General features: G+C 38.7%; 15 protein-coding genes and 1 pseudogene. 4 read left to right on the forward strand and 12 right to left on the reverse strand.

The annotated features are described in order from the left end of the window. Nucleotides 1-76 precede the first annotated feature (76 nt). Nucleotides 77-919, forward strand: a complete 843-nt coding sequence (locus MHB45_RS18355) for an alpha/beta fold hydrolase (protein WP_048685365.1) — start codon at nucleotides 77-79, stop codon at nucleotides 917-919. 68 nt (nucleotides 920-987) lie between these two features. Here the strand turns inward: MHB45_RS18355 and MHB45_RS18360 are convergent, their stop codons facing one another. Continuing rightward, nucleotides 988-1,164, reverse strand: coding sequence for a YjcZ family sporulation protein (locus MHB45_RS18360; protein ID WP_226990479.1), 177 nt, complete (start codon nucleotides 1,162-1,164; stop codon nucleotides 988-990). Between the two features lie 281 nt (nucleotides 1,165-1,445). Between MHB45_RS18360 and MHB45_RS18365 the strand changes: the two genes are divergently transcribed. Next, on the forward strand, nucleotides 1,446-1,988 hold the full coding sequence (locus MHB45_RS18365) for a hypothetical protein (RefSeq protein WP_055348347.1): 543 nt from the start codon (nucleotides 1,446-1,448) through the stop codon (nucleotides 1,986-1,988). Nucleotides 1,989-2,004: 16 nt separating this feature from the next. Here MHB45_RS18365 and MHB45_RS18370 read toward each other — a convergent pair whose 3' ends face one another. From MHB45_RS18370 to MHB45_RS18390, 5 genes are all read right to left on the reverse strand, one after another. Continuing rightward, the gene (locus tag MHB45_RS18370; protein WP_055348348.1) at nucleotides 2,005-2,193 is read right to left on the reverse strand and encodes a DUF4083 domain-containing protein; all 189 of its coding nucleotides are present in this window, start codon (nucleotides 2,191-2,193) and stop codon (nucleotides 2,005-2,007) included. Between the two features lie 630 nt (nucleotides 2,194-2,823). After that, complete coding sequence (locus tag MHB45_RS18375) at nucleotides 2,824-3,159, reverse strand: ribonuclease E inhibitor RraB (protein WP_048685351.1); 336 nt, start codon at nucleotides 3,157-3,159, stop codon at nucleotides 2,824-2,826. A 112-nt stretch (nucleotides 3,160-3,271) separates the two neighbouring features. After that, nucleotides 3,272-3,727, reverse strand: coding sequence for an SRPBCC family protein (locus MHB45_RS18380; RefSeq protein ID WP_048685347.1), 456 nt, complete (start codon nucleotides 3,725-3,727; stop codon nucleotides 3,272-3,274). Nucleotides 3,728-3,881: 154 nt separating this feature from the next. Beyond that, nucleotides 3,882-4,754 carry an AraC family transcriptional regulator gene (locus MHB45_RS18385; RefSeq protein ID WP_048686537.1) on the reverse strand — a complete coding sequence of 291 codons (873 nt, stop codon included), beginning with the start codon at nucleotides 4,752-4,754 and terminating at the stop codon, nucleotides 3,882-3,884. 103 nt (nucleotides 4,755-4,857) lie between these two features. Then, nucleotides 4,858-5,310: a GNAT family N-acetyltransferase gene (locus tag MHB45_RS18390; protein ID WP_048686535.1), complete on the reverse strand. Its 453-nt coding sequence runs from the start codon at nucleotides 5,308-5,310 to the stop codon at nucleotides 4,858-4,860. A gap of 220 nt (nucleotides 5,311-5,530) precedes the next feature. Between MHB45_RS18390 and MHB45_RS18395 the strand changes: the two genes are divergently transcribed. After that, entirely contained in the window at nucleotides 5,531-5,710 is a 180-nt protein-coding gene (locus tag MHB45_RS18395) for a small acid-soluble spore protein H (protein ID WP_048686532.1), read from the forward strand. Nucleotides 5,711-5,905: 195 nt separating this feature from the next. Here the strand turns inward: MHB45_RS18395 and MHB45_RS18400 are convergent, their stop codons facing one another. The 3 genes from MHB45_RS18400 to MHB45_RS18410 form a co-directional block, all read right to left on the reverse strand. After that, nucleotides 5,906-6,418 (reverse strand): DUF3189 family protein, encoded by a 513-nt coding sequence (locus MHB45_RS18400; protein ID WP_072273478.1) that lies wholly within the window; start codon nucleotides 6,416-6,418, stop codon nucleotides 5,906-5,908. A gap of 216 nt (nucleotides 6,419-6,634) precedes the next feature. Continuing rightward, nucleotides 6,635-7,744, reverse strand: coding sequence for a D-alanyl-D-alanine carboxypeptidase family protein (locus MHB45_RS18405; protein ID WP_072273479.1), 1,110 nt, complete (start codon nucleotides 7,742-7,744; stop codon nucleotides 6,635-6,637). Nucleotides 7,745-8,626: 882 nt separating this feature from the next. Next, nucleotides 8,627-9,598: an acyltransferase family protein gene (locus tag MHB45_RS18410; RefSeq protein WP_072273480.1), complete on the reverse strand. Its 972-nt coding sequence runs from the start codon at nucleotides 9,596-9,598 to the stop codon at nucleotides 8,627-8,629. Between the two features lie 375 nt (nucleotides 9,599-9,973). Between MHB45_RS18410 and MHB45_RS18415 the strand changes: the two genes are divergently transcribed. After that, nucleotides 9,974-10,366 (forward strand): thiol-disulfide oxidoreductase DCC family protein, encoded by a 393-nt coding sequence (locus MHB45_RS18415; RefSeq protein ID WP_048687479.1) that lies wholly within the window; start codon nucleotides 9,974-9,976, stop codon nucleotides 10,364-10,366. 77 nt (nucleotides 10,367-10,443) lie between these two features. Here the strand turns inward: MHB45_RS18415 and MHB45_RS18420 are convergent, their stop codons facing one another. The 3 genes and pseudogenes from MHB45_RS18420 to MHB45_RS18430 form a co-directional block, all read right to left on the reverse strand. After that, complete coding sequence (locus MHB45_RS18420) at nucleotides 10,444-11,790, reverse strand: DUF3238 domain-containing protein (protein WP_081088701.1); 1,347 nt, start codon at nucleotides 11,788-11,790, stop codon at nucleotides 10,444-10,446. Between the two features lie 135 nt (nucleotides 11,791-11,925). Then, the gene (gene gsiB, locus MHB45_RS18425; protein WP_048883183.1) at nucleotides 11,926-12,372 is read right to left on the reverse strand and encodes a glucose starvation-inducible protein GsiB; all 447 of its coding nucleotides are present in this window, start codon (nucleotides 12,370-12,372) and stop codon (nucleotides 11,926-11,928) included. Nucleotides 12,373-12,540: 168 nt separating this feature from the next. Then, nucleotides 12,541-12,744, reverse strand: a pseudogene (locus tag MHB45_RS18430) (KGG domain-containing protein); the annotation flags it as partial. Nucleotides 12,745-12,761: the final 17 nt, after the last annotated feature.

Consider the following 12,761-nt stretch of genomic DNA (forward strand, 5'->3'; position numbering starts at 1 on the left):
CATGCTCCGGTAAGTATATATTGATCTGCGCCATCGTAACGGCTATTGGATAATATTTAATACGGAGGTAAAAAACATGAGTGAACAGATACTGAAAATTAATAAAGTCGATATATGTACTGAAAGTTTTGGAAACCCTAAGGACCCTGCCGTGCTTTTGATCATGGGAGCGATGTCTTCATTAGATTGGTGGGATGATGATTTCTGTCTCCGCCTTGCCGATTCGGGGAGATTTGTGATTCGCTACGACCATCGGGATCTGGGACGGTCTACCGTTTATGAACCCGGTACCTCCAACTATACAATAACGGATTTGGCTGACGATGCCGCGGGTGTCCTGGACGCTTATTCCATAGAACGTGCTTCTATCGTTGGGATGTCCCTAGGCGGTATGATCGGACAGATTCTTGCTTTAAGATATCCGGAACGCGTAAATACGCTTACGCTAATTGCATCAAGCGTGTTCGGGACTGTAATGGAAAAACTGCCTCCAATGGATCAGAGCATATTGGATCATCATGCAAAAAGTGCTTCCATTGATTGGTCAAATCGGGAGACGGTCATCGCTTATCTTGCGGATGGATGGAAAACTTTAGCCGGTACCAAACCTTATGAGCAGGAAAGAATGTATAAACTGGCAAAAAGAGAGGCAGACCGTGCCAAGCAGATACCGAGCAGATTCAATCATGCCATGCTTGCTGGAGGAGACGAATATTTCGATCGAATGGGTGAGATTTCCGTACCTGTCCTCATCATTCACGGCACAGAAGATCCAGCCTTGCCATACGAGCACGGACTTGCTCTTGCGAAAGCCATCCCTCAAGCTGAATTAGTGACACTTGATGGATCAGGGCATGAAATTCATAGTGAAGACTGGGATATGATTATCGATTCAGTCATAAAGCTTACTTCACGATAAAGGAATAAGCCAATAAATCAGCATAAAGGAAGCCGACCAATAAAGGTCGGCTTTTCTTTATACATTTGTTAGCAGAAACCGCCATATCCTTGAACGGGATAACAGCAATCGTTACCTCTATCGCCGCCGAAACAAGCAGCTCCAACGATGATTAAGAGGATAAACAATACGACTATAAAAGCGAAACCGCCACCAAATCCACCAACATCGTTACCGCAATTTGAATCATGACCACAATTTGACAATAGAAACATCTCCTTATTTGTTTTAGGAGGAAAAAATTAAATGGGTTAATTCAACTTATGTTCTAAATAGGATAATGACACAAAAATCACCAGAAACTTTTTTCAACCACCCGCACGACCTAAAATTAACAGTTTATCAGCGCCTATTTTACTGTTTGGAGATTTCATACAGCTCCGCCTGACACCTTATTCACTCATTGAAATTAATGATTGTTTGCGACATCCAATTCCCACTAATTCAAGCTTATTGTACAATGAAGGTAAAAAGGTCCGGGGTATTTATGATAAAAGGAAATTCTTATATTCTTGTTTTTTCCATGGCTGTTCTGTTTACAATCATACTTGTTTCAACTACTCCAATAATAATTAAAACGTTACTCGCTTTTATAACGATTGCGTTCGTATTTCCTGTCATTAGGAAATTTCTGTTTAAAGACAAATTCAGAAAAATTAAAGTGGCCTTCTACTCATCAGTGATCTTTACAATTGGTTTATTTCTAGTCTCGTTTTTTGAAGAACCATCCTTTAAATTGGATGGAGATCTCCTGATCATTATGGTTGTGCTTTTTTATAGTTTGATTGGAAATTTCTTTTATGGTTTACCAGTATCACTAATTTCTGAATTCATCTCAATGAAGTTTTCCAATATACGTTTCTGGTTATCTGGATTCATACATATTGGTTTCGGATTGGCTACATACTTTATTGACCCGGGAGGTTTCTTTATCTTTGCGGTTATATGCTCCATAATCTTTTTTGCACTAGATGAAATCACTAAGTTATATTCGACTTCTTATGGACCTAACCAGGAAACAAAAAAATGAAAAGGATAAAAAGAAATTACTCTCTTTTATCCTTTTCAAGCAGCTCAATTACTCTATCAAGTTTTTGTTCTATGCTATTGGTTTTGTTTGACCTTGCAAGAAGAGAACGAACAAAAAAGTAAACCGCAAAAATCATACCAAACAACAAAATAAACATAATAAGTTGATATACTAAATCACCGATATTGAAACCCAAAGAACCCACTCCTTTCCTTTTTTCGGATTAACTATAACTTATATCTACTGGTCAGGACATGGAGTCGACAAAAACTATTACTATAGGTTTTTAGATATCACTATTATTTCTTTATATATTTGTGTAAGTACTATTAGGATATGTATAGGGATACCGACTGCAAGTACCACAATGGAGAATAAGGTCCAGCGAAGGTAAAGAGCGATACAAGTGTAATAGTTATATATATTGATATAATTAACGCCGTCATAAGATTGCTCCTTTATTGGATAATTATAGCATAAGTGCACAGCCCGATAATACATAGGCTTTCTTGCTCCCCTGGCACCTTAGTCTTTATGAGAAATAACTACAAGAGTGACATTCAAAAAAAAGTAATAATTTTACACATTTAAACTGGAACATTTGTTCTACTTGTGTTATTCTTATAAAAACAAAAGAAAAGATCTGATCGCTGCAAACGGTTTGATCCGTAATTATAATTAAAGGTCGGTTGTATCCGCGGGCCTAACACGGTTGTACCGCTGAGCCGAGCCATTTGCTAATCTTTAGGGTGCCGGTTATAAAGACAGCTCCGAACTTCAGCTAAGCACCCATTAGTTCTATTTGAACTGATATTTTTTTAACAAAGTACAGCTATTAATCAATCATTACTCCCCATCCATCTGTTTGCCCACCATAAGGTATACTTAGTCCATCAAGTCGTTTTTGTATATCAATAATTTCTTCGTAATTTAAAAGCATTTTCATTAAACAATAACAAGTCCACTCTTCTGTTTCATCATCTTGTTCTAATTCACAAATAAGCCCGTCATCTTTGAATGATTTTAATACAGCTTCACCACTCTGTTTGTCTGGAACCGCAATAAAAAATTCTACATCTTGTGGCTCATTAAAATCAACACCTTGTTTATATAGCATTTTTAACACTTGCCCATCTTCATCGTTAGGGAATTTTTTAGGGAATAATTTCATTATCCATCATCTCCTTCCTTCTTAATCAGTGAATTAGTTCTTCTTGGTACTAGGGGACATAAAAAGGCTGCCGTAGCAACCCATGATATTTAGAGTAAGGCATTAAACAAGGTTATTGCATATTCTCGGCAATCTTTTTCAGTGCCTTTGCACGAGAAACGATAAATGCTCTCATATACTTTTCTAAAAACAACTTATCAGCTAATACTCCAATTGGACCGAACGGTGACTTATATTGAAATGTATCCATCATTATAGTTCCGCCTGGTTCTTCTATAAACTGATGTGTGTGTACGAAGGAATGGAAGGCACCCTTCACCATAATATCTACAAACTTATTTGGTTTTTCCATTAGTGTCACTTTGGCTTTCAGCCTTTGTTTAATACCAAAGTGAATGGCTTCCCAAGTAACAGTATCTCCCTCCTCTAATAGCCCTTCTGTCACACCATCAACAGCCATTTCCTTTGTGTTCGCTGTCGTTTTGGTATGGATATCCACACTCCTCGCTAGGTCAAAACATAATTCAACTGGGGCTTTAATAAATTGTTGATACTCTATAACAGGCATTTTTCAATCTCCTTATATAAGCACTTTCTATCCATCATTATAGCTCGTTAAAGCAAATTATACCTAGCTATCATTCCCTTATCCTTCCCTGTCTGCTCCATAAGAAAAAGCTGCCATAAGACAGCTTTTCCGATAAATTCTTCGCCTGCTAAACTTACTTTTTCATAACGGGGATCCATATTTCACTTCTAAATGTTGGTGAGGTTATGTCTTTATTTTCATTCCAAAGGATTTCCGGCCCTTCTCTTTGTTCATAGTTAGAGGATGGAAACCATTCGGAATAAATGCGTCCCCAAACATTTTGCAGTGTTTCAGGAAAGGGGCCGACTGCTTCAAATACCGCCCATGTAGATGCATCAACTTTCAGCTGCGTTAAGTTATCTGGACATTCCCTTGTTGTTGCTGCGCCGATATAATGATCAAGCTCCCCTTTTTCCTCCAACCGGCCTTCGGAAAAGTTCGCGGATGCACTAAGCAGCCCTAATGGCTCGACATTCGATAGGTTTTTAAGTTCATTTATCGTTTTCTCGTCTAAACTTTTCCACATAGATGCAATCTCTGGATTGACCCCGTTAAAAATGATTGGAACCCTTTTTTTAATTCCAATTATGCGAAATGCCTCTTTTTCTTCAACTCGGTAGTTCATTTCACTGCCTCCTTTAATGGATAATTGGAAGGACATCGGTGGAAAGGCTTTAAGTGAATGGCCATTACTTCTCGCTTCTGATGGCGTGATGCCATGCAAATGCTGAAATGCCCTTGCAAACGAGTCTGGTGAACTGTACCCGTACTTTATCGCAATATCAATGACCTTCATGTTGCTATTTTTAAGCTCAAACGCTGCAAGTGTAAGTCGTCTTCGGCGGATATACTCGGATAGTGAAATACCGGCAAGGAAGGAAAACATCCTTTTAAAATGATATTCCGAGCAATGAGCGAGCCTTGCAACTTCTTTAAAGTCAATTTCGTTCGTAAGATTTTCTTCAATGAATTTAATGGCACCATTCATATTTTTGAGCGAATCCATTCAATGACCTCCCTTATATCAACAGAATAGCAGGAGTTGAAATGAAACATCCGACTTTCTGTGCACGATTATGCAGGGTCTAATCCCTTTGTGTCAAAAGTACTTATTGTTGAAATGGGGTTTTACCGACTTTTTGCATAAATAGCTCTGGTTTATCAATCGGATTAAAACCGTATTTTTCATATAGTGAATGTGCATCATTCGTTGCTAACATAAACCTGCGAACCTCTTTTAGTTCGGAATGGTTGGTGATAACGTCCATTAACCATTTTGATAATCCTAATTTACGATAGTCAGGTAATATAAACACATCGCAAAGATACGCATGGGTTGTTAAATCGGTTATTACCCTTGCAAACCCAACTTGATCACAACCTTCATTTCCTATTTCCCCCTTATAAACCCCAAAACATAAGGTCGTATTTTCAATTGACTTTATTACTGTTTCCTTTGTTATTCCCTTTGACCAGTAAGCTTCTTGATTCAAAAAATCATGTATTACATCTACATCTAAATACTTTTTATTAGTAGAAATCGAAAATCCATTACTATTCATTTTATCCCCCCTATACTTTCTTAATTTTCTGTAATTATATCAACTGATTTTATCTTGAACTATCCTGCGTTATCGAAATATTTAAAAACTGCCATACAAATAATTCACCCACAAGTTCGTTAAGTAAGGGATTCTTGGAAGAATTTTAATTACAACTAGTATATCTAAGTAAATCGGAACAAATATTAAACATGTTGCAAATTTAAAGGAGGTGGTTAAAATGAACGCACAACGAGCAGAAGAAATTGCTTCTTCACCAAATATGGTTACTGTAACCTATAATGAGGAAAGTATCTACATTGAGCACGTGGATAAACAAAATGGAACAGCTACAATCCATCCCCTTGATGATCCAAATAAAAAACAAAGTGTTTCTGTAACCAGCCTGCAAGAACAGTAATTTCCTCGATTCATTAATAAACCTCCACTTCCGGGTGGTGGTTTATTGTTCGATTAAGTGCAAGCACCACCTCTTGTATAGCATGTACCCATCCAGAAGCGTAACAAAAAAAGCCAACATCAATTGTTGACTTGAATTCCACAACCTGTACTTTCAAAAACGAATTTTGATGGGCTAAGTAAGTTTTTAATAGGATTACTTATATTTTTCATTTTCTATTATAATCACTTTTTCCCCATTCGCTGCTTTTCCTATTTGTTTCGTGTTTTCAACCAAGCGAAAAATATTATCACAGCATTGTTTGGTGCCTATAATTAATAATGGCACACCTATGAAATCAATTTTTAATGCTCTTGATAAATATCCCCCTATAGACATGGCAATTGGGACAGTAGGGGATGTATTGGAGAATACTATTTTTTCGTTAAAGTGAAATTTCTCTTCCAGTAGTAAAGTCAATTCTTTTAATGCCGGAACAACGAGTTTCTCTCTTTTATGTCCCATTGTATAAACGGAGTTGCCATCTTCATCGATCCCGCGAAAAATCAGCTTTCCAAATTCTTTTTTCGTTAATTTATTAAAATATTTTACATTTAATATTTCTTCCGAAGTTAGTTTTCTTTCCGATTGAGGTAATTGTTTTAAATGATAGGCGGCAGCCAAAGACGTGGTATGTGTACCCCCATAATCATTATAGATATAAATCATGAAATCATCCCTAATAGTTTTTTTAATACTATTATGGTCATATACTCCATTTCCAATTCAGTTGGCTATTGTAGGCAGGGAATTATACCGAATTCATGATCTTGTTTCCTGTCCTGGATGATCAAGACCTAATAATAAAAGAGTACCCCTATCAGTCGTGGATGATAAGGGCACACTTTTATTTTTTATAATCTGGGGTATGTATAGTAACGGGTTCTAAAACCCTCCCAATCCTAGAGATGGGACAGAAAATTTTATTAGATTATCATTGATTGTTTCTTGTTTAATCGGGGCAGGTAATACTGTGTTCCTAACAACAGCGACCGTGTTAAGGTCAAAGGATTTTATTGCTTCCCCTTCTTGGTTCATGATTGAGAGAATTCCATCATTACTCGTTTTAAGATTAGGTTGATCACTGATTAAATGAGTATAGTATAAGTCTTCGTTCAGCGTGTAGGAATTAGAATAGTCCGCTGAATAAAGTTTGCTTTTTTTATCAATTTTGCCTGATTTAAAGTTTTCAAAGCCATAGTTGAATAAAAGCTTGGTATCAGAGTAGGCAATTTTGTCTGAAGGAGCTTTTAGAGTGACAGCAATCAATTCCTGTTCTCCTCTAGTGGCAGTAGAAATCAGGGTGTAGCCGGATTGACTGACGAAACCGGTTTTCCCGCCGGTTATTCCCTTATAGGGCAGTTCACCTTTTAACATTTTATGATGGGTAATTAGAGTTGTATCCCAGGTTTCCACTTCCCATGGTAACTCCTTCTTCCCAAAATACTCACGGAACGTTTCATTTTTCATTGCATATTGGGTAATTTTCGCAAGGTCACTGGCTGTAGTTAAATGGTCTTTGTCAAACAATCCATGGGGGTTCGTAAAATGAGTATCGGTGATGTTTACTTCTTTTCTTAAAAACTCATTCAAATCTTCCATGAACAATTCTTCACTGCCAGACATATGCTCGGCAATTGCGATGGCTGCATCATTTCCGGAGTTGATCAGCATGCCTGCAATTAATTCGGAAAGCTCTATTTCCTCCCCAGGTTCAATAAATACCGAAGACCCGTCTGCCTTCGCTGCTTTCTTGCTAACAGTCACTAGTTCGTTCTTATCCCCGTGTTCTATAGCATATATCGCCGTGGCAACTTTCGTTAGACTGGCTGGATACATACGTTTATCCATGTTTTTTCCATATAATACTTTTCCACTTTTCGCGTCAATAATGATCCCGGCTTCACTATTGAGAGGTAAGTCAGATTCTGCACTTACCTTCGTAGAGGCGAAAGGGATTAAAGCCAAAATGAAGATGATGAAAAACTTTTTCATATGCCGCTCCTTTGATGATAGTTAAATCTTATATAGTCATAATAAAATAAATCTGAATGTTTAAAGTTGTTTTATTGAAAGTGAAATACAAAAGTAATTACCCCTTAATAATTTTGGAAACATTTCGGGTAATCACCTTCATTTTATTTCCTGAAATAACTTTAAAAGGTTTGTAACCCTTTTAGTGGATCCTCCATTTAATCCTCATTAAATGAAATTTTCTGTAAATCACTAAATATCTGGCAATTAATTTTCAAGAAAAAAACCCTTCAAACGGAAGGGATCTGGCTGTAGATAAATTCTAAGAAAAGCGAGTTTGACTGCAGTTTTTTCTTTTAAAAATTCCAGTTGATTTCAGAAATCCGCTCCCTTTCCGCCGACTGTCTGCCAAGCCTCCTCGACGCAAGCGTCTGTGGGGTCTCGGCTAGCCAGTTATTCGGCAGGAGTGTCGCAAATTTCTTCCATCCATTAAGGAGTACAGGAAAAAAAATGAAGGATAAACTAGTCTTGTATTAAAATCATGGTTCGAGATGAGACCGTTCCCGCCCGCGGAAAGCGAGTGCCCTACGTTATAAGTTTTATAAACCCTCATAAAAACTGTAGACAAAAGGGGTTTTATCTAAATTTCAACACAGAGTTGATTGGAACGGAAGGTGCGAGAATCCTGCGGGAAAAGCGCGTCGAGGGGAGACCCCGCAGGCGCAAAAGCGACGAGGGCGGACCGCCCGCGGAAAGCGAGTGCCCTACGTTCCAATCGACGTTCCATGTTTTTACTAAATAAAAATTGAGCAAACTTGTTTTTCATCGAGTTTGTCTACAGCCTGAGCCCTTCAAACTAATGGGCTAGTTGCTTTAAGTTGCTTTATAGGTGTTAAAATTCTGTTATGTTTTCATTTTCATTCCTATTAACGCACATTCCACTTTTACTATCGGTTTTCTTGATAATATAAATATTATGGTTACAGGTATGACTAATAAAACATAGTATTGGCCACTTTCTTTGATCCAATCATAAATAAATGAATTGTAAACATATTCCAGGAAAAACATATGAAAAAGATAAATACCTAATGTAATGGATCCTATTTCAGTAAAAAACATTTGTTTTTTAGGAACTATACATAAAAAACAGTAAGTTGCTGCTCCCATAATTAAATATACGAGTAACTTATATATAAAGCCGAGGGCAATGGAGCCTTCCATTAATTCCTGATAACCTAAGCGGCCATAAAACCATTCCCTCCAAGTCATTTCCCCATAGAAATAAATACCGATAAAGATTAACCCTAGTACAGCCCAGCCGATAAGGGCATTACTTTTCTTTTTAACCCATTCAAAATGATTTTTTTCTAAAAAATGTCCAATTAAAAAGAAAGGAAAGAAAAAGAAGGTTCTCGATAAACTTAACCATTCATTCACTTCACCAAAGTAACCGATAATTAGAGAGACAATGATTGAAAGGACGATTCCATATTTCCTCGAGGAAAATATAAACAATAGTATATTCCAGCAGAATAAGCTTATTAAGAACCATAAAGCCCATCTTGGAGTCAATATTGTGAAGTCTATTGGTTCATCAAATACCTTCTGATAATAGAAGGTATATATCACCTGGAATATTACATAGGGAATTAAGATTTTCTTAATGAGCCCCCAGAGGTCCTTTTTACTTTTTATCTTTCTGGAAAAATAACCGGATACTAAAATAAAAGCTGGCATATGGAATGAAAAAATGAACAGATAAATAGTTAAAATCCATTGGTTTTCTTCCACCATTCTAGCTAATGTGTGCCCCAAAACAACTAGTACGATTAAGACAGCTTTCGCATTGTCAAAATACGGATCACGTTTCATGAAATCTTACCCCCTATAAAGAAACTGCCAGTTATATTTTCTAATCCTCATTTATGGTTTGAATGAAAAAGCCGGCGTTCCTCTAATATAGGATTGCCGGCTTGGAACTTCATTGGAGTATCTACCATATCACAGCTTGTTTACAGTTTAGTTAATGGAAAATAACAGTTTGATAACAGTCAAAAAACTGCCTATATCATGGGTCCACCCGCCAATTGGCTTACGGCGCTTACGTACCTGTTAGTGACTTGCCGGAACGACAATCCCTTCCATCATCGAAACTCCAGGCAGTTCCAGACGTTTTCGCCTTTTCAAAACGGGTAGTGTATTATATAAGCATGAGTATGATAACGTCTCTCTATAGGAGGAATGTTCATGAATCCGGTCATTTTGTTTGATGGTGAATGCAACTTTTGCGATTCGAGTGTCCAGTTCATTATAAAGCGGGATCCGCAGGGGCTTTTTCATTACGCTTCGCTTCAAAGTGAGGCAGGACAAGAGTTGCTGAAGAAGTATGATGTTCCTGCAGATATAGATAGCATGGTGCTGATCGAAAAGGATAAGGCCTACTATAAATCCTCTGCAGCCTTGAGGATTTGCCGCCGCTTACAAGGGGCATGGAAATTGCTTTACGGTTTCATCATCGTCCCAAGCTTCATCCGGAACTCCGTTTATGATTTCATTGCCAGGAACCGTTACAAATGGTTCGGAAAGAAAGAAGAAAGCTGTATGCTGCCGTCGCCAAGTGTTCGAAAGCGGTTTTTATAAGAAAATGTAGTGGTTGGATTGAAATTGGACCTCAACAAAAAAAAAGGACGATAAGCGCTCTTGGCTTTTCGTCCTTTTCATTGTGTGAATGTGGAGTATCTCCATAAATGATTGGCCGTAGGGTGCGCCATCATTTCGAGCCCTTTGTTTTCCGCTAGGTGCAGCGGTTCCCAGTTTTGGTCGTCTGTCTCCTTTAGGTAGACTTCGTGATTCGGGGCCTGATCATGATAGCCGGCGATATTGATTTCACCATTTCGGTAAAAGGTCCCGACCACTTTATAATCCACGGCAGGTGAAATGATGATCGGATTGCCTACAGAGTGTGTCAGCTGGATTGTCGTTTTCTCATGATTTGATAATATGCGCTTCACTATAACACCTTCATCCGAGGCCACTCCCTCCTCAAGGAAATCCCCATCATGGTTGTAAGCCTCACTTTTCCCGACCGCTTTAGAGAATTCAATCTCGGCTTCCCTTTCCTTTTCGAGAATGTACACATCGACCCTGGTCCGGAAACGGAATGATTCAGGATCAAACCCGCGGTTGTCTCCTTTAAAATAGGGAACCTTTGAGGCCAGATTGGGGTTTTTCAGCCACTCTTCCGGTAAAAAAGTGGAATAGCGCAGCTGCCAATTTCTTTTCCTTTGACCATCCATATCGTTTTCAACCGACTGCAAAAGCTGTTTTACAGGTCCTATCTTTTTGGTATTCGTTATTTCCTCGATCGCCGCCTTTGCTTGTGATGAACCTTTTTTTACGGCTCCGACAATACTTGCTACAAGGGATTTCACGGCATAGGATCCCTGCTCTGAACGCGGTAGGGGCCGCTTCGCTTTAATGGTATATGTGTATTCCTGATCTTCACTAATACTCCGATCATTGAAGGAACATCCATTCACTTTCCCAATATCCACGCCGTTTCTATAAATCGTATATTCTTTTATTCCCTTGATGGGCTCCCATTCCAGGCTGGCTTGGCCTTTTGCGACAATTGTCGTGAATACCAAATCCAAAAGGATATTATCCTCTTTTTTATTTTCGGCGGTCGTTGATGTCTGTATTTTCATCCTGTTCACTGCCTGTTCTTTTTCATTCAAGCTATCTATCGTGTACGTATAGATGGTTCCTGGAGCCAGGCCCCGATCTGCCATCTTTGGCTCCGAGCCGCTGTAAATCAGCTCTCGCCCCCTGAATACCCTATAGTAACCACCTTCATCAGGCCAAATAAGCTTGATGGAATCCACTTTCCGTTCAATTTTGCACATCAATGAAGCCGTTTTGAATACCGCTTGATGCTTCCTCTTATTGGAAACCAGATAAGCGATTCCCGCAAGTCCAAGAGCAAGCAATGAATGCCGTGCAGTGAATGTAACTCCGCCTACTTTTAAACGGGGAAATGAATAATGGACAATCAACTTCTTCATCACCTCTTCTTTTATAGGTGTTATTCTTTACCCACTTTAATCCCTGAGAACACTTTGCAATGTGCTGTGCTGGCATAAAAAAACCGAGGGAATGTTTAATCCCTCGGTCATTTATATGTTTCACTGGATTATATTTTAACGGCGGCTTTTTTCCCCGCCTTTGCGTCCTGCTTCTTCACGGCTCATTTTTCCATCATCGGAATCATCACGTTGATTGGCCCGTGCCTCTCCGCCTTTTTCGCCGATTTCCTGATAGAATTCCTTGCCATGACTTTCGGATGTCGCTTCTCCGCCTTTTTTACCAATCTCTTGATAGAATTCCTTATCATGATTTTCGGATGTCGCTTCTCCGCCTTTTTGGCCAATCTCTTGATAGAATTCCTTATCATGATTTTCGGAGGTTGCTTCTCCGCCTTTTTGGCCAATCTCTTGATAGAATTCCTTATCATGATTTTCGGAAGTGGCCTCTCCGCCTTTTTGGCCAATCTCTTGATAGAATTCCTTATCATGATTTTTCGCTGTTGTTTCTCCACCTTTACGTCCTGCTTCTTCACGACTCATTTTCTCATTGTTGTTAGCCATTAAAAATTCCTCCTTATTAATTGGATTTTCCATGTACTAGCTACATTTGTCATGTACCCGCTTGAACAGCCAGAAAACTAGATTCAGCTAAAAACTTCAGATTGTTTTTTTAGCGGCGGCTTTTTTCCCCGCCATTAAGTCCTGCTTTTTCCTGCTCATTTTTCAATCATCGGAATCACGTTGATCGGCTCTAGCCTCTCCGCCTTTTTTGCCGATTTCCTGATAGAATTCCTTATCATGATTTTCGGAAGTGGCCTCTCCGCCTTTTTGACCAATCTCTTGGAAAAATTCCTTATCATGATTTTTTGCTGTAGCTTCCCCGCCTTTGCGGCCAGCTTCTTCCCTGCTCATTTTTTCATTGTTGTTAGCCATTAAAACTCCTCCTTATT

This window comes from Peribacillus sp. FSL K6-5616, from assembly GCF_038008245.1.
GTDB lineage: Bacteria > Bacillota > Bacilli > Bacillales > DSM-1321 > Peribacillus > Peribacillus frigoritolerans.